This is a genomic window from Methylobacter marinus A45, assembly GCF_000383855.1.
Classification (GTDB): Bacteria; Pseudomonadota; Gammaproteobacteria; order Methylococcales; family Methylomonadaceae; genus Methylobacter; species Methylobacter marinus.
Window position 1 is genome coordinate 2,234,109 of record NZ_KB912877.1, and the last position, 22,634, is coordinate 2,256,742.

Annotated in this window: 22 protein-coding genes; 13 read left to right on the top strand and 9 right to left on the bottom strand. The window is 54.8% G+C overall.

Annotated features, from left to right (window positions below; all coding sequences use genetic code 11):
- Positions 1-14 precede the first annotated feature (14 nt).
- The 4 genes from proC (at position 15) to METMA_RS0110340 (ending at position 2,786) form a co-directional block, all read left to right on the top strand.
- Complete coding sequence (gene proC / locus METMA_RS0110325; protein ID WP_020159015.1) at positions 15-842, top strand: pyrroline-5-carboxylate reductase; 828 nt, start codon at positions 15-17, stop codon at positions 840-842.
- Positions 842-1,417, top strand: a complete 576-nt coding sequence (locus METMA_RS0110330; protein ID WP_020159016.1) for a YggT family protein — start codon at positions 842-844, stop codon at positions 1,415-1,417. The genes proC and METMA_RS0110330 overlap by 1 nt, the downstream gene beginning before the upstream one ends.
- Positions 1,414-1,719 (top strand): DUF167 family protein, encoded by a 306-nt coding sequence (locus METMA_RS0110335; RefSeq protein ID WP_020159017.1) that lies wholly within the window; start codon positions 1,414-1,416, stop codon positions 1,717-1,719. The genes METMA_RS0110330 and METMA_RS0110335 overlap by 4 nt, the downstream gene beginning before the upstream one ends.
- 86 nt (positions 1,720-1,805) lie before the next feature.
- A complete protein-coding gene (locus tag METMA_RS0110340) occupies positions 1,806-2,786 on the top strand; it encodes a DUF4124 domain-containing protein (RefSeq protein ID WP_269634180.1) in 981 nt (326 codons plus the stop codon).
- Here METMA_RS0110340 and argB read toward each other — a convergent pair.
- The 4 genes from argB to coaBC all read right to left on the bottom strand — a co-directional run bounded on the left by argB (position 2,776) and on the right by coaBC (position 8,060).
- Positions 2,776-3,666, bottom strand: coding sequence for an acetylglutamate kinase (argB, locus tag METMA_RS0110345; protein ID WP_020159019.1), 891 nt, complete (start codon positions 3,664-3,666; stop codon positions 2,776-2,778). The two genes, METMA_RS0110340 and argB, sit on opposite strands and share 11 nt — an antisense overlap.
- 248 nt (positions 3,667-3,914) lie before the next feature.
- Complete coding sequence (locus METMA_RS0110350; RefSeq protein WP_020159020.1) at positions 3,915-6,407, bottom strand: phosphomannomutase/phosphoglucomutase; 2,493 nt, start codon at positions 6,405-6,407, stop codon at positions 3,915-3,917.
- 26 nt (positions 6,408-6,433) lie between these two features.
- Positions 6,434-6,889 carry a dUTP diphosphatase gene (dut, locus tag METMA_RS0110355; protein WP_020159021.1) on the bottom strand — a complete coding sequence of 152 codons (456 nt, stop codon included), beginning with the start codon at positions 6,887-6,889 and terminating at the stop codon, positions 6,434-6,436.
- Positions 6,870-8,060: a bifunctional phosphopantothenoylcysteine decarboxylase/phosphopantothenate--cysteine ligase CoaBC gene (coaBC, locus tag METMA_RS0110360; protein WP_020159022.1), complete on the bottom strand. Its 1,191-nt coding sequence runs from the start codon at positions 8,058-8,060 to the stop codon at positions 6,870-6,872. The genes dut and coaBC overlap by 20 nt, the downstream gene beginning before the upstream one ends.
- Before the next feature lie 98 nt (positions 8,061-8,158).
- Here coaBC and radC point away from each other — a divergent pair, with 98 nt between their 5' ends.
- The gene (gene radC, locus METMA_RS0110365) at positions 8,159-8,833 is read left to right on the top strand and encodes a RadC family protein (RefSeq protein WP_020159023.1); all 675 of its coding nucleotides are present in this window, start codon (positions 8,159-8,161) and stop codon (positions 8,831-8,833) included.
- A gap of 329 nt (positions 8,834-9,162) precedes the next feature.
- Here radC and METMA_RS0110370 read toward each other — a convergent pair whose 3' ends face one another.
- Complete coding sequence (locus METMA_RS0110370; RefSeq protein WP_020159024.1) at positions 9,163-10,056, bottom strand: phosphoribosylaminoimidazolesuccinocarboxamide synthase; 894 nt, start codon at positions 10,054-10,056, stop codon at positions 9,163-9,165.
- Positions 10,057-10,130: 74 nt separating this feature from the next.
- Between METMA_RS0110370 and djlA the strand changes: the two genes are divergently transcribed.
- Positions 10,131-10,940 (top strand): co-chaperone DjlA, encoded by an 810-nt coding sequence (gene djlA / locus METMA_RS0110375; RefSeq protein WP_020159025.1) that lies wholly within the window; start codon positions 10,131-10,133, stop codon positions 10,938-10,940.
- Positions 10,941-10,988: 48 nt separating this feature from the next.
- Here djlA and METMA_RS0110380 read toward each other — a convergent pair whose 3' ends face one another.
- Together METMA_RS0110380 and METMA_RS0110385 are read right to left on the bottom strand one after the other, a co-directional pair.
- Positions 10,989-12,122, bottom strand: coding sequence for a PilT/PilU family type 4a pilus ATPase (locus METMA_RS0110380; RefSeq protein ID WP_020159026.1), 1,134 nt, complete (start codon positions 12,120-12,122; stop codon positions 10,989-10,991).
- 9 nt (positions 12,123-12,131) lie between these two features.
- Complete coding sequence (locus tag METMA_RS0110385) at positions 12,132-13,169, bottom strand: type IV pilus twitching motility protein PilT (RefSeq protein WP_020159027.1); 1,038 nt, start codon at positions 13,167-13,169, stop codon at positions 12,132-12,134.
- Positions 13,170-13,284: 115 nt separating this feature from the next.
- Between METMA_RS0110385 and METMA_RS0110390 the strand changes: the two genes are divergently transcribed.
- Complete coding sequence (locus tag METMA_RS0110390; RefSeq protein WP_020159028.1) at positions 13,285-13,962, top strand: YggS family pyridoxal phosphate-dependent enzyme; 678 nt, start codon at positions 13,285-13,287, stop codon at positions 13,960-13,962.
- 30 nt (positions 13,963-13,992) lie between these two features.
- Here the strand turns inward: METMA_RS0110390 and METMA_RS0110395 are convergent, their stop codons facing one another.
- Positions 13,993-14,655 carry a hypothetical protein gene (locus METMA_RS0110395; protein WP_020159029.1) on the bottom strand — a complete coding sequence of 221 codons (663 nt, stop codon included), beginning with the start codon at positions 14,653-14,655 and terminating at the stop codon, positions 13,993-13,995.
- A 377-nt stretch (positions 14,656-15,032) separates the two neighbouring features.
- Here METMA_RS0110395 and METMA_RS0110405 point away from each other — a divergent pair, with 377 nt between their 5' ends.
- The 4 genes from METMA_RS0110405 (at position 15,033) to METMA_RS0110420 (ending at position 19,279) form a co-directional block, all read left to right on the top strand.
- Complete coding sequence (locus METMA_RS0110405; protein WP_020159031.1) at positions 15,033-15,629, top strand: TetR/AcrR family transcriptional regulator; 597 nt, start codon at positions 15,033-15,035, stop codon at positions 15,627-15,629.
- Between the two features lie 64 nt (positions 15,630-15,693).
- Positions 15,694-15,972, top strand: a complete 279-nt coding sequence (locus METMA_RS0110410) for a DUF4242 domain-containing protein (RefSeq protein WP_020159032.1) — start codon at positions 15,694-15,696, stop codon at positions 15,970-15,972.
- A gap of 8 nt (positions 15,973-15,980) precedes the next feature.
- Positions 15,981-17,324 (top strand): methanethiol oxidase, encoded by a 1,344-nt coding sequence (gene mtoX, locus METMA_RS0110415; RefSeq protein ID WP_020159033.1) that lies wholly within the window; start codon positions 15,981-15,983, stop codon positions 17,322-17,324.
- 59 nt (positions 17,325-17,383) lie between these two features.
- Positions 17,384-19,279 carry a cytochrome c peroxidase gene (locus tag METMA_RS0110420; protein ID WP_020159034.1) on the top strand — a complete coding sequence of 632 codons (1,896 nt, stop codon included), beginning with the start codon at positions 17,384-17,386 and terminating at the stop codon, positions 19,277-19,279.
- A gap of 87 nt (positions 19,280-19,366) precedes the next feature.
- On the opposite strand, the gene METMA_RS0110425 is transcribed toward METMA_RS0110420, so the two are convergent.
- A complete protein-coding gene (locus METMA_RS0110425) occupies positions 19,367-20,887 on the bottom strand; it encodes a CHAD domain-containing protein (RefSeq protein ID WP_020159035.1) in 1,521 nt (506 codons plus the stop codon).
- Between the two features lie 116 nt (positions 20,888-21,003).
- On the opposite strand from METMA_RS0110425, the gene METMA_RS0110430 reads away from it, so the two are divergent.
- The gene (locus METMA_RS0110430) at positions 21,004-21,519 is read left to right on the top strand and encodes a SixA phosphatase family protein (protein ID WP_020159036.1); all 516 of its coding nucleotides are present in this window, start codon (positions 21,004-21,006) and stop codon (positions 21,517-21,519) included.
- Between the two features lie 94 nt (positions 21,520-21,613).
- A complete protein-coding gene (locus METMA_RS0110435) occupies positions 21,614-22,600 on the top strand; it encodes a PstS family phosphate ABC transporter substrate-binding protein (protein WP_027147217.1) in 987 nt (328 codons plus the stop codon).
- Positions 22,601-22,634 lie beyond the last annotated feature (34 nt).

Sequence of the window (22,634 nt, forward strand, 5' to 3'; positions counted from 1 at the left end):
AATAGACTGTATATATGAAAACACAAAAAATAGGTTTTATCGGCGGCGGCAATATGGCATCGAGTCTGATGAGCGGACTGATCGCCAGCGGCCATTCCCCACAGCAGCTTTGGGTATCGGATATCAACAAGGATATGCTGGCGTCTCTGGCGGCCAATCTGCATGTCAATATCGCGCCTGGCAACGAGGCCGTCATTCAGGAAGCGGAAGTCGTAGTGCTGGCGGTCAAGCCTCAGGTGCTGCGCCAGGTGGCCGAAAGCGTGGCCGACCTGATCCAGCAAAAAAAGCCGCTGGTTGTCTCCATTGCGGCCGGTATCACTCAGGAAAGCCTCAGCTCATGGCTGGGTTCAGATATCGCCATCGTCCGCTGCATGCCTAATACGCCGTCCCTGGTGTTGACCGGCGCCACGGGCCTGCATGCCAATCGCAACGTTACCGCCGCGCAGCGCGACCTGGCCGAAAACATTATGCGTTCGGTCGGCATTTCCCTTTGGGTTGAGGATGAAAGCGAACTCAATGCCGTTACCGCGGTTTCAGGCAGCGGACCCGCCTATTATTTCCTGCTCATGGAGGCGATGGAAAAAGCCGCCCTGGAATTGGGGCTGGATGAACACACCGCGCGCCTGCTGGTTCAACAAACGGCATTGGGCGCCGCCAAAATAGCCCTGGAATCGTCCGAGTCGCCGGAACAACTGCGCAAACGCGTGACATCGCCCGGCGGCACCACGCAGCAGGCCATAGAAACGTTTGAGCAGGGCGGATTCGCCGAACTGGTTTCGAAAGCCATGCATGCCGCGCGGGACCGCTCTATCGAAATGTCTAAACCAACGGAGAATAGTTGATGGACTCTACTTATATGACCAACCCGGTTATTTTTATAATCGACACACTGTTTTCCCTGTACATCCTGGCGGTCATGCTGCGCTTCCTGCTGCAATGGAGCGGCGCCGAGTTCTACAACCCGATCTCGCAATTTCTGGTCAAGGTCACGCATCCGCCGTTAAGGATACTGCGCCGTTTCGTGCCGCCTGTCGGCAAAATCGACACCTCTTCGCTGGTGCTGGTACTGGCCCTGCAGATGCTGGCTGATTTCTCCATATTGATGCTGAAAGGCGTGTCGATCGGTATTGGCGCGCTGGCAATATTGTCGATCACGCAGCTGGTCTCGTTGCTGATCAATATCTTCATCTTCGCGGTCTTCGCAAGAGCCCTGCTCAGCTGGCTGAACCCCGGGACTTTTAACGCGGCTTCTTCCATCCTGTACAGCCTGACCGAGCCGTTGCTCGACATCTGCCGCCGCTTCATTCCCGATCTGGGCGGTATCGATTTATCGCCGCTGGCCGCGCTGCTATTGCTGCAACTGGCGAAAATGCTTATTCTGCCGCCATTGCAGCAATTGGCCGGCTTGATCGGATGAACTGGTACATCTACCAGCAGGGGGTTTTGACCCTGAGCCTCCATGTCCAGCCCAAAGCCAGCAAGGACGAATGGGCGGGGCTGCATGGCGACCGGCTAAAGCTGAGGATCAAGGCCCCGCCGATTGACGGCAGGGCCAATCAGCACTTGCTTAAATTCATAGCCGGCGAATTCGGTGTCAGTAAATCCGCCTGTACGCTGATAGCGGGTGAATCAGGCCGGGAAAAGCGCGTCGCCATTACCGCACCGCGCAAGTTGCCTGACTTGCCCGAACCTCTGCGGTTTGATTTCACGGTAAGCTAAGGATTTGCCCGGGCAAAGCTGTTGATATCTGCTATTTTTACCCTATGTTTCAAAACCGTAAAAAATCGTCGATTCAAGCCATGTCAATGCGCGTTTTTACTGCAAGCCTTTATGTAGTCGGTTTGATTTGTCTATTCGGCACTCACACCGTATCGGCAAAAAATATGTATAAGTGGGTGGATGAGCACGGCAATATCTATTTTTCCGATCAGGTGCCGCCGGAACATATCGGCTACCGCCGCGAGTCGCTCAATCAAAAGGGCAGGGTGCTTGAAGTCACGCAAGCAAAAGAGCAAGAGGCTCAGGAGCGGCAATTGCAGGCGCTCAGAAAAGCCCAGGAAAAAATTATCGCCGCGCAGGAATCGCACGATAAGGTTTTACTCAGCACTTTCCGGAATCTGGAGGACATGCAAGCGGCCCAGGAAAATAGCCTGAAAAACCTGGAGATCCAGAAAAGCGTCATAGAGAGCAATCTGAAGCGGCTTGAAAACCAGCTGAAAGCGCAGCAAAAGCAAGCCGCGGCGCATGAACGCGATGGCAAAAAGCTCCCTCAACGCCTGCTGGACGGCATTCAGTCCACCCAGGCGCAAATTCGGCTCACGCAGACGGAAATAGGCAAGCAGTCCGAAAAAATTCAACAGGCTAAAGCGGCAGCCGCCGCCGATGTTGAACGCTACAAGTTGCTGACGCAATCGGACGCAGGCGCGTCGGCGGCGAACGCCAACACAGCCCAGGATAAAGCGTCGGAACTGGGCCTGTTCCGCTGCGGCAGCGAGGCGCAATGCGCGAAAGCATGGGCAATTGCCCATGACTTTATCAATAAGCATGCTTCAACCGGCACCGATGTTGATACCGATAAACTGATTATGAGCCTGCCGCCTGTCCAGGACAATGATTTGAGCCTATCCATTACAAGAATAGACGGCGGCAAGGGCAAGCAACAGCTTTTTCTGGATATCCGCTGCCGTGAATCGCTGCTGGGCGCGGAACTGTGCGCCAGCCAGAAAGTGCGCGATATAAGGTCCGCATTCAGACCTTATATCGAATCCGCGTTGGCTAGCGACTGATCAATAAAGTGCCGACGCCCTGATCGGTAAACAGTTCCAGCAGCACGGCGTGATCGACGCGTCCGTCAATGATATGCACGCTGGTCACGCCGCCTGCCAGGGCATCGGTCGCGCAGCGGGTTTTCGGTATCATGCCGCCGGAAATAGTGCCGTCGGCAATCAGCTCGTCTATGGCTTTTATCGACAGGCCGGTCAGCAACTTGCCCTGTTTGTCGAGAATGCCGGCCGTATTGGTCAACAGGATCAGTTTCTCGGCTTTCAGGACCTCAGCGACTTTCCCCGCGACCAGATCGGCATTGATGTTATAGGAATGCCCGTCCTCGCCGACACCGATCGGTGCAATGACCGGAATGAAGTTACTGTGGCCGAGCATGTCGACGACGGCCGGATCGATGCTGCTGACTTCACCGACATGGCCGAGATCAATGATTTCCGGCGCGTGGGCTTCAGGGGCCGATTTTTTCAGGGTGATTTTTTTGGCATGGATAAAATTGCCGTCCTTGCCGGTCAGGCCGACCGCCTTGCCGCCGTGCATGTTGATCAGGTTGACGATCTCCTTGTTGACCAGTCCGCCCAGCACCATCTCCACGACATCCATGGTCTCGCTGTCGGTGACGCGCATGCCGTCGATAAAGTCCGAAGTTTTACCAAGCCTGTCCAGCAGCTGGCCGATTTGCGGACCGCCGCCATGCACGACGATGGGATTGATGCCGACCAGTTTCATCAGCACGATATCGCGTGCAAAGCTGTGTTTCAGCGCTTCATCGACCATGGCGTTGCCGCCGAATTTGACCACGACGGTTTTGTCCTTGAAGCGCTGGATATAAGGCAGGGCCTCGATCAGGACATCCGCTATTTGGTGAGCTGTTTTTTTCTGCATGTTTTTGATTTTCCAGTATTAAAGTTGCTGTTGCGGCATGGTAGGAAATTTTTTCCGCGCAGGCGGCGAAGCCTTTTCGTGTTCATGACATAGGACAGGACCTGATTCGAAGCATCCGGCATCGGTTAAATGCGGATGCTTGGCTCGAACATTGCCGAAGCGTTAGGCGCAAGTCCCCCGCTCCGTTTGAGCAAGGACGGGGAATTTCGGTCAGTGCGGTCGTCCGTGTTTTTCATGTGCGCTATCAATTAAAAAGGAAGCGCAATATCCGGTTTGATAGTCTGCATGATCTGCCGGAATTGTGCCTGAATATCGTTCAGGGCAGCTTTGGTATCGGCCTCGAAACGGATAACCAGAGACGGCGTCGTATTGGAGGCGCGCACCAGTCCCCAGCCGTTGGCGAAATCCACGCGCATGCCGTCAATATTGGTGACTTTGCCGCCGGTAAAATTGGCCGACGAAAACAGGCGGTCGATGAACTGGAAGTTTTCGCCTTCCGCCAGCTCGATATTCAGTTCCGGGGTATTGATACTGTCCGGAAAATCGGCGAACACGGCGGCGCTGGTGCGCGTATCGGCCGACAGTATTTCGATCAGGCGCGCGGCCGAGTACAGGGCGTCATCAAAACCGAACCAACGGTCATTGAAGAAGATATGGCCGCTCATCTCGCCGGCCAGCTTGGCGCCGGTTTCTTTCAGTTTCGCCTTCATGAACGAATGGCCGGTTTTCCACATCACCGGCCGGCCCCCATGTTTGACAATCTGTGTGGCCAGATGCCGCGAACATTTGACATCATAAATAATTTCAGCGCCCGGTTTCGAGGCCAGCACGTCCTTGGCGAACAACATCATCTGCCGGTCCGGCCAGATGATTTTGCCGTTTGAATCGACCACGCCCAGACGGTCGCCGTCGCCGTCGAAGGCGATGCCCAGGTCCGCCTGGTAATGCTTGACTGACGAGATCAGGTCGGCCAGATTGTCGGGCTTGCTGGGGTCCGGGTGATGATTAGGGAAGGTGCCGTCGACATCGCAGAACAATTCGATGACTTCGCAACCGATGGTTCGTAGCAGTACGGGACCTAATTCGCCGGCGACGCCGTTGCCACAGTCCAGCACGACCCGCATCGGCCTGCCGATGTGGATGTCCTCGGCAATCGCGCCAATGTATTCATTGGCGAGTTGGGTGTTTCGTTCCAGGCTGCCGTCGCCTTTGGCGTAAGCCTGGTCGATAATGCACTGTTTAAGCTGCTGAATTCTGTCGCCGGCCAGCGTTTCGCCATTAATGACCATTTTCAGGCCGTTATAATTGGCCGGGTTATGGCTGCCGGTTATCATGACGCCGCACTGGCCTTCGGTATGGCGGGCCACAAAATAAAGCACGGGGGTCGGAACCATGCCGATATCCAGCACATTTTGACCGGTCGCCATGATGCCGTCGGCCAAGGCCTCGGCCAGATAAGGACTTGAGGTCCGGCCGTCCCGCCCTACCACAATCGTTCCGCATCCGTGTTTCCGGGCTTCTGTTCCCAGGGCGCGGCCAATGTCATAAACGACTTCCTTGGTCAGCGTCTTGCCGACTATGCCGCGGATGTCATAAGCGCGGAAAATAGCGGCCAGGGTGTCGGGCTTTTCAACTGGGTTAGACATGGTTTTCTCGATGGTTTTTGTTGTTATGGCAGTTGCCGGGACAGAATGTTTGGCAAGCGGGTCTTCTTCAATGACCGATTCAAGCAAGCCAAAATCCATGGAATCATCAAAAATATCATCCGGTTTGAAAGCTTCATCATAATCGATGGTGAGGCCTTGATCGTCAAGACCGTCCATAACCCGTTTGTATTGCGCGAGGGTTGAAATAACGCCATGCATTTCATTTAACTGGACCGGATAGTTGCCGGGAGACTTATGCGTGATCATATCCTTGAAGGCTTTCAGCACAATGCTGACATCCTGTCCCAGCAATTCCGAAAGTTTCCGATAGCCGACAAAAAACGCCAGGGCGGCAAAGAGCCCGAGAATAAAGATAAGGCCGGCAATCATCGACAGTTTTTCGATACCGGTGCCGAGTGTGTACCCGTAATGAAGTTGCCAGTCCGTACCCGCGACGTTGATCTTTTTATTGGCATCGAGTTGGCCCTCGGTTTGGTCGCCGGAAGCGCCCAGGACCAGTGCAGCCTGCCGCAACTCCAGGTAGCCGTCTTTGATCCGCGCGGCCTGCAGGCTTTCACTGACAAACTCATGGCTCAGGCTGGCAAGCATAACGCCAATCACCTGGTCATTGTGCATGATCTGGCTGGTCATGGCCAGGTGCCGATCAGGCCCCTGATCGCCCTGTATGGCCGCCGGCTGATTTTTAGCGAAGGTTTCATGCACCATATCCAGATCGGCATAACCCATGCGCGGCACGCTTTTTTCGTCCAGTTCGTTGGTGTCGGGTAATAACAGCCTGATTTTCAGGATGTCGGCAACCTGTTTTTCCAATGTCAAGGCCACCGCGTTCAACTGAACCGGATCGGCGCTGGAAACGGCGGCCAGCACTTCCGGGGCCTGGGCTAATTTATCGAGTACTTTTTGCCGCATCGCTATCTGTTCGGATAGCGCTAAAGCGACGCCTTGCGCGGTAGCGGCCGCTGAGTCCTGTTTTGCCTGCGCGATCTCCGATGCGGACATCCAATAGACGCCGACACCGGCGCCCAGAATCATTAAAACGGCTACTGCCGACAGCCACAGGAAGATACGTTCCATTTTTATTGTCTCTCTTTAACAACGTATTAATGACGGCCCGTATGGCCAAACCCGCCGGCGCCCCGGCTGCTTTCGTCAAACTCCGCTACCTGTTCGAACGCCACCTGGGCAACCGGCACAAACACCATTTGCGCGATGCGCTCGCCGATGCTGATGGTGAAGGTCGTGTCGCCGCGATTCCAGCATGATACGAAAACCTGGCCCTGGTAGTCGGAATCGATCAGGCCGACCAGATTGCCCAGAACAATGCCGTGTTTATGTCCCAGACCCGATCTTGGCAATAAAACCGCCGCCAGCTGATGATCGTCGATATGGATAGCCAGTCCGGTCGGAATCAATACGGTGTCGCCGGGGTTCAATTCGACCGGCCCGTCCAGGCAGGCGCGCAAATCCAGGCCGGCCGAGCCCGCAGTCGCGTATTCCGGCAAGGGGATTTCCTTGCCGAGTCGGTTATCCAGAATTTTAAGCTGTATTTTTTTCATCACATCTCTTCGCGATTAAGCTGATCAATTGTTCCGCCAGATGACTTTTGTCGGTCATGGCCAGGGTTTGCCGCCCCGTTGGCCAGAAAACCCGCAGGGCGTTCTGTTCGCTGTCAAAGCCGCCCTGGTCCCGGCCCACCCAGTTGGCGGCGATCAGGTCGAGATTTTTGCCGGTAAGCTTGCCTAGCGCATAGGTCTCAAGTTCATGGGTTTCGGCGGCGAACCCGACCGTGAATGGGCGGTTAGGCAGTTGCGCGACTTCAGCCAGAATGTCGCGGGTTTTCTGCAGCAATATCGTGACCTGCTCATCCTGTTTCTTGATCTTTTCAGGCTGTACCTCTGCCGGCGTGTAATCGGCCACGGCCGCCGCACCGATGTAAATATCATGCGCTTCGGCTCTGGAAATGACGGCCTCGTGCATTTGCGCCGCCGTTTCCACGTTGATCACGTCGACATTGACAGGCGGCGCCAGTGCCACGGGGCCGCTGACCAGCGTCACCCGGGCGCCGGCCTTGAGCGCCGCGCGGGCCAGCGCGTAGCCCATTTTGCCGGAACTGCGGTTGGTGATGTAGCGCACGGGGTCGAGCGGCTCGCGCGTGGGGCCGGCGCTGATCAAGACTTTCCTGTTCCGCAGACACTGTTCTGAAGGTCTGCCCAGTAAACGCTCGCAGATTTCAGCCGGTTCGGACATGCGGCCATAACCGGTCTCGCCGCAGGCCTGATCGCCCTGGCCTGGGCCTATCGTCGTTACGCCATGCGCGATGAGCCGGTTGATGTTTTCCTGGGTCACGGGCTTGTGCCACATGGCCTGGTTCATGGCCGGCGCGACATACACGGGACAGGTGGCGGCCAGGTAGATCGTGGTCAGCAAGTCGTCGGCCAGGCCATGGCTCAGCTTGGCGATGGTATCCGCGGTTGCCGGGGCGATAATGATCCTGTCGGCCCAGCGCGCCAGACTGATATGGCCCATGGCATTTTCGGCGTCGGCATCGAGCAGTTCGGTATGCACCGGGTTGCCGGACAGCGCCTGAAACGTCAATGGGCTGACAAACTGCATGGCGGACCGTGTCATGACGACCCGGACAGCGGCGCCTTTTTTACGCAGCAGCCTGACCAGTTCGGCTGACTTATAAGCGGCGATACCGCCGCTGACAGCCAATAAAATATGCATGTTAATGGGGAATACCTGAAAAATTATTGGACGCGTTATTATGGCAAGTCTGGAAAAATTCTTCTATGCTTAAATTCTCATCAGCAGAAGGAGATACTATGGCTATCAAGGATTGGCCCGCCGAAGAGCGGCCCCGGGAAAAGTTGCTGCAGCGCGGCTCGACGGCGTTAACCGATGCGGAACTGCTGGCCATCTTTTTGCGCACCGGCACGCCCGGGAAATCGGCCGTCGACCTGGCTCGCGAGTTATTGACCGATTTCGGCTCATTGCAAGCGCTGCTGGACGCCGATTTAGCGCGCTTTTGCCAGGCCAACGGCCTGGGCAGCGCAAAATACGCACAGCTTCAGGCGGTGCTGGAGATGGCCCGGCGGCATTTTAAGGAAATCCTGCGGCGCGGCAATGCGCTGACCAGCCCGGACATCACCCGAGCCTATCTGAGCGCGCAGTTGCGCGGTTACAGCTATGAAGTGTTCGCCTGCCTGTTCCTGGATAACCAGCACCGGGTCATACAGCTGGACGAATTGTTCAGGGGCACCATAGACAGCGCCAGCGTTTATCCCCGGGAAGTGGCCAGGCAGGCTTTGCGCCATAATGCCGCGGCGGTCATCTTCGCCCACAACCATCCCTCGGGTATTTCCGAACCCAGCCAGGCCGACAGGCTGATTACCGAAAAACTCAAGCAGGCGTTAGCGCTGTTCGATATCCGCGTGCTGGATCATTTCATTATCGGAGACGGGCAGCCCTATTCGTTTGCCGAGCACGGGCTGCTGTAAGTCGTGACAATCCGATTGATTGCATAAGCATTCACTTGGATCGATTAACCACGAAGAACACAGAGAACACGAAGTTTATATTTCTCAAGTGGAATGCTTCCTAAGTAATGGGCATGGAATAAATCAGAGAATTGTAGGTGCGAATTCACAAGTACCCATAGGGCATAAATAAATCCGCACCTATGCCGGAAATTCATCCGCGCATTTGAGGAAGTTATGTTATGCGCGTTCCTAACAATTCTACGGTATCCTGGCTAAGCGATTGCATTAACCAAAGTTGAACGTTTCGGGCGGGGCAGCATGCCCCGTCCGGCTAGTTTTTGTGATGCCTAGCCTTGCGTCAGCCGGGCTTCCGCTTCGCGGTATTTGGCCGCGCAGAATTCGGCCACTTCGGCGGGCAGGGACGGGCCGGGCGCGGTTTTGTCCCAGTCCAGCGTCTCCAGGTAATCGCGCACGTATTGCTTGTCGAAGCTGGGCGGGCTGATGCCGACCTGATATTCATCGGCCGGCCAGAAGCGTGATGAATCCGGCGTCAGGGCTTCATCGATCAAGTGCAGGACGCCGTTATCGTCGAGGCCGAACTCGAATTTGGTGTCGGCGATAATGATGCCGCGTTCCTTGGCGTAGGCGGCCGCTTCCGTGTACAGGCGCAGGCTGGCGTCGCGCACCTGCTCGGCCAGGTCCTGGCCCATCAGCTCCACGGTTTTTTCAAAGGCGATGTTCTCGTCGTGCTCATGGACGCCGGCTTTGGTCGACGGTGTGTAAATGGCTTCCGGCAGTTGCTGGGCCTGCTGCAAGCCTTCCGGTAAGCGGATACCGCAGACCGCGCCGGTTTTCTGGTAATCCTTCCAGCCGGAGCCGATCAGGTAGCCGCGCACGATGGCTTCGACCGGCAGCGGCCGCATTTTTTTGACGACCACCGCGCGGCCCTCGACTTGTGCCCGCTCGGCCGGGTCGGAAATGATCTGTTCCAGCGGGATGTCGGCCAGATGATTCGGCAGGATATGGCTGAGTTTTGCAAACCAGAAATTGGAAACGCGCGTTAAAACGCGGCCCTTGCCGGGAATCGGGTCGGGCAGGATCACATCGAATGCGGATAGCCGGTCTGTCGTCACGATCAGCATGTGCTTGTCATCAATGTCGTAAATATCGCGGACCTTGCCGCGCGCGCGTAGTCTTAAAGAAGACAGTGATGATTCGTAAAGAGCTGCCGGAGCATTCATAAGACCTCGCTAAACGTTCAAAATAGAAATGTGATAATTTTATCATTGTTTTCTATTAAGCAGGATTGATATCAATGAGCTGGTTAGGCAAATTTCTGGGCGGTGCGTTCGGATTCCTGTTCGGCGGGCCCCTAGGGGCGATCCTCGGGGCTTCCGTCGGTCATCAGTTTGACGAAGGCATTGCGGCCGGTATCGAGGGCAACGGTTCATTCAGCCCCGGTGAGCAGCAACGCGCGCAGATGGCGTTTTTTACCGCGACTTTTTCGGTCATGGGGCATATCGCCAAGGCGGACGGCCGCGTCACGCCGGAAGAAATCGCTCTGGCCAACCGGATCATGGATCAAATGGCGATTTCAGGCGCCATGCGCACGACTGCGATCAATCTGTTCCGGCAGGGCAAACAGGCCGATTTCCCGCTTGATGAGGTGCTGGCGCAGTTTCGCCGGGAATGCCATTGGCGCATCGACCTGATACGCATGTTTGTCGAAATCCAGTTGCAGGCGGCTTTTGCGGATGGCCGGCTCAATGACAGCGAAGAGCGGGTGCTTCTGCATATCTGCGGGCAGCTGCGGGTTTCGCGTTTTGACTATGAGCGGCTGAAAATCCAGTTGCGGGCTCAGTATCGGTTTTTCGGCCAGGGCCGGCAGTATCAAAAGACCAGGCGGCATTCCAGCCTGCAGGATGCTTATGAAGTGCTGGGCCTGACGCCCGCGGCCAGCGATGCCGAAGTGAAAAGAGCCTATCGGCGCCTGATCAGCCAGCATCATCCGGACAAACTGGTGGCCAAGGGACTGCCGGAAGAAATGATGACTCTCGCCAAGGAAAAAACCCAACGGATCAGAAAGGCTTACGAGACGATTCAGAAAGCAGGCGGAAAGCGTTGAAAATACGCCAGGGAACGGTCGGGCCGTTCCCTGGCAAAAAACACCGGCTTAAAAAACGGTGCCCTTGTCATCGTCGGTTTCTGTCAATACCATGCCGTCGCTGTCGAAAGTGCCGGCATTATCCGCGCCCAGCTTGATCATCAGGCGGACTTCATTTCTGGAGTCGGCCGAGTTGAGCGCGTCTTCGTAGCTGATCTTGCCGGCGACATACAGGTCATACAGGGCCTGGTCAAAGGTCTGCATGCCTTGCTCGCGTGAGCTTTTCATCAGCTCCTTGAGCTTGTTGATCTCGCCTTTGCGGATGTAATCCTTGGCCAGCGGCGTGTTGATCAGGACCTCGACGGCCGGATAGCGGCCCTTGCCGTCCGCGAGCTTGATCAATTGCTGGGCCACAATGCCGCGCAGGTTCAGCGACAAGTCCATGAACAGCTGGTCGTGCATCTCTTCAGGAAAGAAATGCAGAATCCGGTCCAGCGCCTGGTTGGCATTGTTGGCGTGCAGCGTCGACAGGCATAAATGCCCGGTTTCGGCGAAGGTGATCGCATTCTGCATGGTTTCGCGCGTTCTGATCTCGCCGATCAGGATGACATCGGGCGCTTGGCGCAGGGTGTTTTTCAGCGCCACTTCATACGATTCGGTATCGACGCCGACTTCGCGTTGCGTGACGATGCAACCCAGGTGCGGATGCTCGAACTCCATCGGGTCTTCGATGGTGATGATGTGGCCGCTGCTGTTTTGGTTGCGGTATTTGATCAAGGCCGCCAGCGAGGTGGATTTGCCGGTGCCGGTCGCGCCGACGAAAATCACCAGGCCGCGTTTTTCCATGATCAGGTCTTTCAATACGGGCGGCAAGTGCAGGCTATCGGCGTCCGGGATTTCATTCTCAATGCGCCGCAGCACCATGCCGGCCGCATCGCGCTGCGTGAAGGCGCTGACCCTGAACCGGGCCAGTCCTGGTACGCTGATGGCAAACTGACATTCCTTGGTATTTTCAAACTCATCCCTTTGTTTCTGATTCATGATGCTGAGCACGATTTTCATTGCCAGCTCTTCCGTCAATGGCGATTTGGAGACCTCCACCAGCGAGCCGTCGACTTTCATGGTCGGCGCGCGGCCTGCCGTGATAAACAAATCGGATGCTTTTTTCTGCACCATCAGTGCAAGTAAGGCTTTAAAATCCATGCTGACCTCTTAGCGGAACATATCTTTATTGACGGCTTTCACCATCGCGGTCTTGGCCGCGATCAAGCCTTTATCGACCATCTCTTTCAGGTTCTGGTCAAGCGTCTGCATGCCGTCTTTCCGGCCCGTCTGTATGGCCGAATACATTTGCGCGACCTTGGCTTCACGGATCAGGTTTCGGATCGCGGGCGTGCCGACCATGATTTCATGCGCGGCAACACGGCCGCCGCCGATTTTCTTGAGCAGGGTTTGCGAGATAACCGCCTGCAGCGATTCGGACAGCATCGAGCGGATCATGTCTTTCTCGGCAGCCGGGAACACGTCGATGATACGGTCGATGGTTTTGGCGGCAGAGGTAGTGTGCAGGGTGCCGAATACCAGGTGACCGGTTTCGGCCGCGGTCAGCGCCAGCCGGATCGTTTCCAGGTCCCGCATCTCGCCGACCAGAATAATATCGGGATCTTCACGCAAGGCCGAGCGCAATGCTTCGTTGAAGCCGTGCGTATCGCGGTGCACCTCACGCTGGTTGATCAGGCATTTCTGACTTTCGTGCACGAATTCGATCGGGTCTTCAACGGTCAGGATATGGGCATAGTCATTACAGTTGATATGATTGATCATGGCCGCCAGCGTCGTCGATTTGCCCGAGCCGGTAGGCCCCGTCACCAAAACCAGGCCGCGCGGTTTGCGCGTCACTTCCTCAAAGAACTTGGGTGCCTTCAAGTCCTCCAGGCTCAAGACCTTGGACGGAATGGTTCTGAACACGCCGGCCGCGCCGCGTTCCTGATTGAACGCGTTGACACGAAACCGGGCAATGCCGGGCAGGTCAAAAGAGAAATCGGTTTCCAGGAATTCTTCATAATCGCGGCGCTGCTTGTCGTTCATGATGTCATAAATCAGCGCATGCACCTCTTTATGCTCCAGGGCCGGAATGTTGATGCGGCGGATATCGCCATCGACCCGTATCATGGGCGGCAGTCCGGCCGACAGATGTAAATCCGATGCATTGTTTTTAACTGAAAAGGCCAATAACTCGGCAATATCCATAATGTCCTCTTGAGGCGTTTAAATAAAAATCATCTCTATACCATAGTTCAAGTCTTTGCTTTTTTAAAGCCGTGTTGTTTAATAACCCGTAAAGCATTTTTAAATACCACGGATCATGATTGCCGAGCGACTCAAACAGATACAGACACGGATCAGCCAGGCCGAGCACGCCCATCACCGCATACCCGGATCGGTTTTATTGCTGGCGGTCAGTAAAACCAAGCCGGCGGATGACATTGCCGCCGCTTATCAAGCCGGGCAGCGTCATTTCGGCGAAAGTTATCTGCAGGAAGCGTTGAGGAAACAACAGGAACTGGGGGCTTTTGACATTACCTGGCATTTCATCGGCCCCATCCAGTCCAATAAAACCAAGCCTATCGCCGCGCATTTCGATTGGGTTCACAGTGTCGATAAGTTGAAAATCGCGCAACGATTAAACGAACAGCGTCCGGCGCGACTGCCGCCGCTCAATATCTGTCTGCAGGTGAATATCAGCGGTGAGGCCAGCAAGTCCGGCATCACCCTGGCCGAACTGCCGGAGATGTGCGGGCAGGTCGCGCGATTGCCGCGTTTGAGGCTGCGCGGGGTCATGGCCATTCCCGCGCCCGAGGAGGATTTCGAGCGGCAGCGCGAGCCTTACAAGGCGCTTTATCAGGCTGTGGCGGCACTTAACAGGCCGGAGTTGGATACGTTTTCATTCGGCATGACCGGCGATCTGGAGGCCGCGATTGCGGAAGGGGCTACGATCGTCAGGATCGGTACGGCATTGTTCGGCGCACGGGATTATGCCTAGTGCTAATCCAACCCATGGCCATCAAAGGGCTCAGATAAAATAACCGTCCAGCAACGCCATGACTTCTTCGCACTCGATGATCGTTTTCGGGCTGGCCAGAATATAATCCGCCAGAACAGTGATGGCCCGCCAGTTCGAGGCATCGTTGATAAATGCGAAAGCCTCCATGAAAAGTCCGCCGATTTTGTTTTCGCGCTGTTCCCGGCCCGCGATAAAGCATTCAAGATACTCGCCGGCCAGATCCAGGTCCGAAGTGCCGCCGTAATAGCGCAGCGCATTCAGGTTAACTAAACGGGCATTAATCACTTCATCATCGCGCCAGGCGATGTATCGGGCTTCAGCCAGCGGCCCTACGAGCAGATTGACAATATCGGCTTCAAAAGCCTGTTGATAGGCTTGTTTTTGCTCCGGGGAAAAATCATGTGTCGCCTCTTCAATTGTTGAAGGCAAGGTATGTATCAGGCGGCCGCCTTCCACCTTGGCCGTGCCACAGGCCTGGAATGCTGATAAATACCGGGGGGAATCAGTGGCCAGTTTTTTAACGACAATCTGAAAGAACACCGGCGGCAGCAATTTTTGCCGGTTGCCCAGATAAATCGCCACGGCATGGCCTGCTTCATGGATGGCGGTTTGCCGGATCAGCTCCTGATAGTTGACCTGGTTGGCCGCATGAGAGGGTTCGCTACGTTTCATTAATAACCTCCATTTTTTTAAAAGAAATGCGGGCGATCCCGGCTGCCCGCATTAGCGTGAGGTAAGGATTAATAACTCTGTTGTTGAGTACAGATATAAAGTGGGACAAAGTCTAGCGGCTTAATACGGCGCTGTCGTGTGTCATATTGCCGCGCGACAATATGCCGCTCTGTTTGGCATGGAGAATGCTGGATATATCTGTTTTGCCTGATTTAAACCCGCTGATCATCAGGGTTTGCGCCGATTACTCTGGCGCATTCGGATTTTTTTTGTGGCATATCACCTAATTCGAATAAGGCATATCACACGCTTTTCCGCTGAGACCGGTAAAAGATACCGTTTGACAAGTCAAGACAACCGGTCGTATTATTTTCGCCATGGCAAAAATCACCCAAAAACAGATCAATCGGGAAAATCTGCTCAGTCAGGGCGTCACGCTGTTGATGGAGCAAGGCTACCATGGCACCGGCCTGAAGGAAATCCTTGATGCCGTGCAAATCCCCAAGGGCTCTTTCTACAATTATTTCGGCAGCAAGGAAGCATTCGGCGCGGCCGTCATCCAACACTACATCAACCCGTTTATCGAGCAATTAAGCGGCCATCTGCGGAATCCGGACATGGACGCCTTGACCGCGTTGCGACGCTATTTTGCTGAATTGATCAGCGAACTGGAACAAGCGGACTTCAAGGGCGGCTGCCTGCTCGGCAACCTGATGGGGGAGATCGGCGATACCAGCGAAATCTGCCGGGCCTCGCTGCAAAGCGCCGTCGGCCGGTACCGGGATTTATTACAGACAGGATTGGAACAAGCGCAACGGCAAGGCACGGTCAGAACCGATAAATCGGCCGCCGACATGGCCGATTTGCTGGTCAATGCCTGGCAGGGCGCTTTGTTAAGGATGAAGATAGAAAAGTCTTCGGCGCCGCTGAAGCAATGTTGTCAGGAATTGTTGGAGGATTTTTTCAAGGCCTGATTTTTTTTGTCACCAAAATAGAGACGACCAGTCATCTATTTATTAATCCAATAGGAGAAGTTGTATGCCCAAATACATTATCGAACGGGAGATACCCGGTGCCGGCGCGTTAAGTCCCCAGGAACTGCAAGGCATCTCGCAAAAATCGTGCGGCATTTTGCGAGACATGGGCCCCCAGATACAGTGGCTTGAGAGCTATGTGACCGACGATAAAGTGTATTGCGTCTATATCGCGCCCGATGAAGCGACGCTCAGAACCCATGCCGAAAAAGGCGGATTCCCGGCCAACCGGATTTCCCAGGTTAAAACCGTGATCGACCCAACCACGGCCGAAAACGAATAGGAGTAATTATGAAATCGAACAAACAGCGGCTGAACCGCTTCATGACGGCGTGCGCCTTTACCGCATCCACGCTCGGTTTGGCCGGCATCACCGCCGCGCAGGCCGACGAGACCTGCCAATCGCCTTACATGGTCAAGATTACCGGCCAGGAGGATGTGGTTTATGTCTGGACCTTAGGTATGGAAGGCGTGGGCGATGAGCAGGACAAGATGGTGACCGTCGATGTCAATCCCAAGTCGAAGACTTACGGCAAGGTCATCCACAGCGTTTCCGTGGGCGGCCGCAATGAGGCGCATCATTCCGACTTTACCGACGACCGCCGCTATTTATGGGCCGGCACGCTCGATACCAATAAGATTTTTGTCTTTGACGTGCACAGCGATCCGGCCAAGCCCAAACTGGTCAAGACCATTACCGATTTTGTCGCCAAAAGCGGCGGCGTGGTGGGACCGCATTCGACCTATGCGTTGCCGGGCCGCATGATCATCACGGGCCTTTCCAATAATAAAGACCACGGTGGCCGCACGGCGCTGGTTGAATACACCAATGAAGGCGATTATGTCGCGACCTATTGGCTGCCGACCGACAGCAATCTGCAGGGCGCCATCAAAACCGGCAAATACGCCGACGGCTACAACTATGATGTACGCGTGCTGCCTCGGCGCAATCTGATGTTGACGTCATCGTTTACGGGCTGGTCGAATTACATGATGGATTTCGGCAAAATGCTCGGCGACAAGGAAGCGATGAAACGCTTCGGCAACACGATGGTGCAATGGGACCTGCACGCGCGGCAGCCGAAAAAAGTCTTTGACGTGCCGGGCGCGCCGCTGGAAATTCGCTGTGCCTGGGAGCCGACTCACAATTACTGCTTCAGCACCACCGCGCTGACCTCGAAGATCTGGCTGGTTTACGAAGACAAGGGCGGCGAATGGCAGGCCAAGGAAGTCGCTGACATCGGCGATCCGTCGAAAATCCCGTTGCCGGTCGATATCTCCATTTCCAGCGACGACAAAAGGCTCTGGGTCAATACCTTCATGGACGGCAAGACCCGCCTGTTCGATATCAGCGATCCGTTCAAGCCGAAACAGGTGTATGAGCAGAAAATCGGTTCCCAGGTCAACATGGTATCCTCGAGCTGGGACGGCAAACGCCTTTATTACACGTCCTCGCTGTTGGCCAACTGGGACAAAAAAGGCGCTGAAAACGAGCAGTTCTTCAAAGCCTATCACTGGGACGGCAAACAGCTGAAAGAACAATTCGCAATCGATTTCATCAAGGAAAAACTGGGCCGGGCCCATCAGATGAAGTTCGGCGCCTACTCGCTTTATAAAACCGCATCAAGCCAGTGATCAATACCAGGGGGCGGCCGACCGGCCGCCCTTTTCAGTTTTCTGACCGGAAGTGACTCATGAACGGTTCCTATCCCATCAAGTTATTGTTGTTACTCTGTTTGTTCATAGCCACCGGCTATGCCGATTCCGGCGCTCAAGTCCCGGCGCCCGCCCCGTCCTATGAGCGCCTTGAATTTACTCCGCCGGAACCGGGCACGTACCGGTTGCCGGCGATGGGTTTGGCCGCCGACGGCGCCGTGCTGGACACCGAAGGCAACGATGTCACACTGCACGGTTTAATGGGCGACAAGGCTGTGCTGCTGAGCTTTATCTATGCCACCTGCAGCGATGTTAACGGTTGCCCGCTGGCGACCGCGGTCCTGCACAAAATCAAAAACCGCCTGAAAAAAGAGCCGGAGCTGGCCGGACAGGTACGGCTGTTGACCTTAAGCTTCAATCCCGAGCACGATACGCCGGCCATGATGAAGCAGTACGGCCAAGGGTTCCAGGGACAGGGCGTCGAATGGCTGTTTCTGACCACGCGCTCGGAGCGGCAGTTGCAACCGATACTGGACCAGTACAAGCAAACCATCGAAAAAGTGTATGACGATCAAGGCCGCTTTACCGGCACGTTCTCGCATCTTCTGCGCGTTTATCTGATCGACAAGGACAAACAGCTGCGCAATATTTACAGCGTCTCGTTTTTGCAGCCCGATATCCTGATCAATGACATCAAGACCGTGCTGCTGGCGGAAAAAAAGCCCGAGATCCAGGCCGTCTCGGTCGATTCGGAAGCATTGTATGCCGCCGGCGACAACAAAAGCCGTTACGAGCACAGTGATTATGAAACCCATTCGATGGCCCTGACCGACCGCAACGGCCGGCCGGCTGACCTGATGAAGACCGTGCGGCAGCCGCCTTTGGGGCTGCCCGCCGTGCCCGTGCCGGACAATAATCCGTTGACCGCCGACAAGGTCGATCTGGGCCGCAAACTGTTTTATGACCGCCGCCTGTCGCTCAACAACACGTTTTCCTGCGCCATGTGCCATATTCCGGAGCAGGGTTTTGCCAGCAATGAAATGGCCACGGCCGTCGGCGTGGAAGGGCGAACGGTCAGGCGTAATGCGCCGACAATCTATAACAGTGCATACGCGCGGACGCTGTTTCATGACGGGCGCGAAAACACGCTGGAGCAACAGGTCTGGATGCCGCTGCTGGCACATAATGAAATGGCCAATCCGTCCATCGGCTACGTGCTCGACAAAATCAAAAACACCGGCGATTACAACGATCTGTTTCAAAAAATCTTTGGCAAGGGGCCGGATATGGAAAGCCTGGGCATGGCGATCGCCAGTTATGAGCGAACCCTGAACTCGGCGAATTCGCCTTTCGACCGTTGGTTTTACGGCAAGGATCGGCGGGCGCTCGATACCAGGGCGCAGCGCGGGTTCAAGCTCTTTACCGGTAAGGCCAATTGTTCCAGCTGCCATGCCGTCACCTCGGAGCATGCCTTGTTTACCGATAACGATTTGCATAACACCGGCATCGGTTATGCCGTCGCGATGGGCAAAACCGAAGACAGCCAGCGCGTGCAGGTGGCGCCGGGCGTTTACCTGGATGTCGCGGCACAGTTGATCGACGAGGTTTCCGCAGCCAGGCCCAACGACCTCGGCCGTTATGAAGTCACGCAGGATCCCGCCGATCGCTGGAAATACAAAACCCCGTCGTTGCGCAATGTCAGCCTGACCGCGCCGTATATGCATAACGGCTTTTTCCAGACATTGCGGCAGGTGATTGAATTTTATAATCGCGGCGGCATCGCCAATGAAAATCTCGATCCTTTGATCAAACCGTTGCATCTGACGGCGCAGGAAATGGATGAGCTGGAAGCTTTCCTGAACGCGTTGACCGGGGATAATGTCCGGGAACTGGTTTCGGATGCCTTTGCCGCCCCGGTCGGGGACGCGGAATAGCACGCAGTCAGGCCGGACACGTGTCCGGCCTGACTGGCGGCTTAACCGGTCAGAGTGGTGCGACGGACCTGTCGCATGGCCGCGGATTCAGGACTTGGCGTCAAACAGCGACTTAAAAGCCGCGCGGTTCTTGGGCTGTCTGAAAGCGGTGAATTGCTCGCTGAAATCATGGCGGGCCTGGCGCTGACGTACATTCAGATGCTCAATCAAAAGATCCATCGCCAGCGCGGTATTGGCTGATACAGAGGCGGCCAGCATTTCCTCGCGAAACAGTTTCAGTGCATCGGCCTGCACTTCGCAGTCCTGAAATTCGCCTAGCGCTTTCTGGAGTGCTTTCAGGGATTTAATGAAAGGCTTGATCCGGTCTTCAGGATAAAGGGATTGAAAAAACTCCATTAAATAGCGCAGTTTCTTGCAGGTTTTTCTCAGCTCATGCAGCGCTTGCGCCGGAGATTGGTCGGTAATGGTTTCGCCTTTTTGCAGGATGCGGTGGTAAATTTTCCGTAGCCTGAGGTCGGCCAGTTCTTTAACGGGACGCCTGGCATTAGGGTGTGGCGGCTTTTTGGCAACCGGTTCTTTCAGGTACTGTTCCCATTCGGCTAATGTGCTTAAGTACTTTTTGGATTTGAGTTTGGCCGCCAGTTCTTTTTGAGCTTTTTGCTGCTTGGCCTGGAGCAATTCATGTAAAGGATCCAGGTCATTCCGGATTGTAGCCGGCAGGCTGTCTTTATAGTGTTCAAAATTTAACAGATAGACGTCCAAATCACGGGTCTGGCTTGTAACCTGCCCGAGCCAGCAAAAAAAGCCGGCATAATAGGCGCTGACAGACTCGGGCAGTATGCCTTTGATCTGACTGAGGCCGGAGCGGGTTTTACGCACGGCGATGCGGTAATCATGCAGAAATTCGCTGTCTGTATCGGCAATGACGCCATGCTCGTTGTCCTTGATGGTTTTCAGCAGGTGGCTGTAGATGAATTTGCCGGCAATATCGGCGCGCATGTCCGGGTCCAGGTGAATCGTCAGCTTTGAGGTGTAGGCCTTAGGTTTAATCCCTTGCAGTTTGAGGGCAGCCAGCAGAAGCGTTTCGGAAGGCCGCAGGTTAAGTTTGGAGGTCAGAAACTTGCTGATTTTCGTGCTGGCATGGTCATGGCCCGCTACCGACTGCAATGAAACACGGCTATTGTACAGTTCATGTTCTTCAAGGAAGAGGCGCAGAATGGTTTCCTCGTTTTTATTGATGATGTTGAACCGGTAACACTGATAATCCAGTTTGCAGACAGACAGCAGGGCACGCATCTCCAGTACCGGTTCGAGCACGCTGCGTATTTTTCCCGGTTTCAATTGTTTGCTGAAAGCGGGTACGCTATCGAGTTCCTCTTCGGCGATGATCTGGCCGGTTTTAAGATGTCTTAACACCAGCCTTGACGAGGACCGGGATTGATTAAGCTCGCAGGTGATGCCATGGCCATGGAGTCGCCAGTCGAAGCTGTCGAAATAGGTCTTGAGAGTATATTGACGGCTGACCTGTTTCAAAGCGACTTTATCGCTTAATTGAGCGATAAACTTTTCCGTCGTTAGTTTTATCGGTAAGTCAAACTGTAGGGACATAGGGTAAAAAGGGTAATAAACTCAGGAACGTCTGCCATAAGCCTATCAAGCTTACCAATACCGTATTACTATTTGATGACAGGCTTTCTTTTAATCGTAAACAGGTCAAGTTAAGCATGAACAGAGAATTATGGCTGTTAAGGCATGCAAAATCGGACTGGCATGTCGATGCCGATGATTTCGATCGGCCGCTGAATAAAAGAGGGAAGCGCGCCGCCCGGCGGATGGGTGCCTGGATGAAGCTGCAACAACTGAGGCCTGATTTCATCGTAAGTTCGCCGGCGTTAAGAGCCGTTGCGACGGCGGAAATCGTCTGTGCCGAAGCCGGCTTGGCGGTTCAGGCCATCCATCAGGATAAGCGTTTGTATGAGCAGGGCCTTGCGGGGCTGAAGGCCGCGCTTACCGGATGTCCGGCCAGGGCGCGGCGGGTTCTGCTGGTTGGCCATAATCCGGAATTGGAAGCGCTGCTGATTGATCTGGCAGGACGTGCGGCCGTGCCAGACGCGGATAAATTACTGCCGACGGCCGCCCTGGCGAGGCTCGCGCTAGCTTGCGACTGGCAGCACTTGCGCACGGGCAGCGCGGAACTGTTGTCGATTACGTACGCGCGGGATTTGCCCGACGTCTGCTGATCGCATAGACAAGAAAATATGTGGATTGTCATATTCTTGTCATGTTTTGTTTGCATAATGCTTGCAAGTTAAATTACTTCAGTAAAGGCTGGTTATGAAATTATTATTTAGAATAAAGCGGTTAGTTACAGCAATGGGGGTGGTTTCCGTCTCGTTAGTCAGCAGTCATGCGTTGGCCGCGCAGACGGTTGACGCGGATATTCCGGCGTATCAAAAAGCCAGCGGTATTTCAGGTAATCTGTCCAGCGTCGGCTCCGACACGCTGGCAAATTTGATGACCCTGTGGGCCGAGGAATTTAACCGCAATTACCCGAACGTCAACATTCAGATTCAGGCGGCGGGGTCTTCCACCGCGCCTCCGGCGTTAACCGAAGGTACCTCAAATATCGGACCTATGAGCCGTAAAATGAAGGATGACGAGATTGATGCCTTTGAAAGCAAATTCGGATACAAACCAACCGCGGTGCCTGTGGCGATCGATGCCCTGGCTGTGTTTGTCAATAAAGACAATCCGATTAAAGGGCTGACACTGGCCCAGGTTGATGCGATCTTTTCGCCGACCCGCAAATGCGGCTATGAAAAAGACATCACGACCTGGGGCGAAGCGGGGCTGGATGGCTCATGGCAGGGCAAACCCCTGCAGTTATACGGACGTAACTCGGTTTCCGGTACTTACGGTTTTTTCAAGGAAAAAGCGCTGTGCAAAGGCGATTTTAAAGATAACGTCAATGAGCAGCCCGGTTCCGCTTCGGTGGTTCAAGCGGTGACCACATCGGTGAATGGCATTGGTTATTCCGGCATGGGTTATACCACGTCAGGCGTGAGATCCGTGCCGCTGGCGAAGGATGCCGGCAAGGCCTTTATTGATGCGACTCCGGAAAATACGCTGTCAGGCACTTATCCTTTAGCACGCTACCTGTATGTTTATGTGAATAAAAAACCCAACCAGCCGTTGGCGCCATTGGAAAATGAGTTTATGAAAATGGTTTTATCAAAAGAAGGCCAGCAGGCTGTTATAAAAGACGGTTATATCCCTTTACCTGCTAAAGTCGTTGAGAAAGCGCTGGCGGTCATTCAATAAGGGTCCCTGATTATGGAAAAGTTGTGGAAAGGGC

Bases quoted from the DNA above. Each gene is read 5' to 3' on its own strand.
- proC (WP_020159015.1), top strand. From the start codon at position 15: ATGAAAACACAAAAAATAGGTTTTATCGGCGGCGGCAATATGGCATCG.
- METMA_RS0110330 (WP_020159016.1), top strand. From the start codon at position 842: ATGGACTCTACTTATATGACCAACCCGGTTATTTTTATAATCGACACA.
- METMA_RS0110335 (WP_020159017.1), top strand. From the start codon at position 1,414: ATGAACTGGTACATCTACCAGCAGGGGGTTTTGACCCTGAGCCTCCAT.
- METMA_RS0110340 (WP_269634180.1), top strand. From the start codon at position 1,806: ATGCGCGTTTTTACTGCAAGCCTTTATGTAGTCGGTTTGATTTGTCTA.
- argB (WP_020159019.1), bottom strand. From the start codon at position 3,666: ATGCAGAAAAAAACAGCTCACCAAATAGCGGATGTCCTGATCGAGGCC.
- METMA_RS0110350 (WP_020159020.1), bottom strand. From the start codon at position 6,407: ATGGAACGTATCTTCCTGTGGCTGTCGGCAGTAGCCGTTTTAATGATT.
- dut (WP_020159021.1), bottom strand. From the start codon at position 6,889: ATGAAAAAAATACAGCTTAAAATTCTGGATAACCGACTCGGCAAGGAA.
- coaBC (WP_020159022.1), bottom strand. From the start codon at position 8,060: ATGCATATTTTATTGGCTGTCAGCGGCGGTATCGCCGCTTATAAGTCA.
- radC (WP_020159023.1), top strand. From the start codon at position 8,159: ATGGCTATCAAGGATTGGCCCGCCGAAGAGCGGCCCCGGGAAAAGTTG.
- METMA_RS0110370 (WP_020159024.1), bottom strand. From the start codon at position 10,056: ATGAATGCTCCGGCAGCTCTTTACGAATCATCACTGTCTTCTTTAAGA.
- djlA (WP_020159025.1), top strand. From the start codon at position 10,131: ATGAGCTGGTTAGGCAAATTTCTGGGCGGTGCGTTCGGATTCCTGTTC.
- METMA_RS0110380 (WP_020159026.1), bottom strand. From the start codon at position 12,122: ATGGATTTTAAAGCCTTACTTGCACTGATGGTGCAGAAAAAAGCATCC.
- METMA_RS0110385 (WP_020159027.1), bottom strand. From the start codon at position 13,169: ATGGATATTGCCGAGTTATTGGCCTTTTCAGTTAAAAACAATGCATCG.
- METMA_RS0110390 (WP_020159028.1), top strand. From the start codon at position 13,285: ATGATTGCCGAGCGACTCAAACAGATACAGACACGGATCAGCCAGGCC.
- METMA_RS0110395 (WP_020159029.1), bottom strand. From the start codon at position 14,655: ATGAAACGTAGCGAACCCTCTCATGCGGCCAACCAGGTCAACTATCAG.
- METMA_RS0110405 (WP_020159031.1), top strand. From the start codon at position 15,033: ATGGCAAAAATCACCCAAAAACAGATCAATCGGGAAAATCTGCTCAGT.
- METMA_RS0110410 (WP_020159032.1), top strand. From the start codon at position 15,694: ATGCCCAAATACATTATCGAACGGGAGATACCCGGTGCCGGCGCGTTA.
- mtoX (WP_020159033.1), top strand. From the start codon at position 15,981: ATGAAATCGAACAAACAGCGGCTGAACCGCTTCATGACGGCGTGCGCC.
- METMA_RS0110420 (WP_020159034.1), top strand. From the start codon at position 17,384: ATGAACGGTTCCTATCCCATCAAGTTATTGTTGTTACTCTGTTTGTTC.
- METMA_RS0110425 (WP_020159035.1), bottom strand. From the start codon at position 20,887: ATGTCCCTACAGTTTGACTTACCGATAAAACTAACGACGGAAAAGTTT.
- METMA_RS0110430 (WP_020159036.1), top strand. From the start codon at position 21,004: ATGAACAGAGAATTATGGCTGTTAAGGCATGCAAAATCGGACTGGCAT.
- METMA_RS0110435 (WP_027147217.1), top strand. From the start codon at position 21,614: ATGAAATTATTATTTAGAATAAAGCGGTTAGTTACAGCAATGGGGGTG.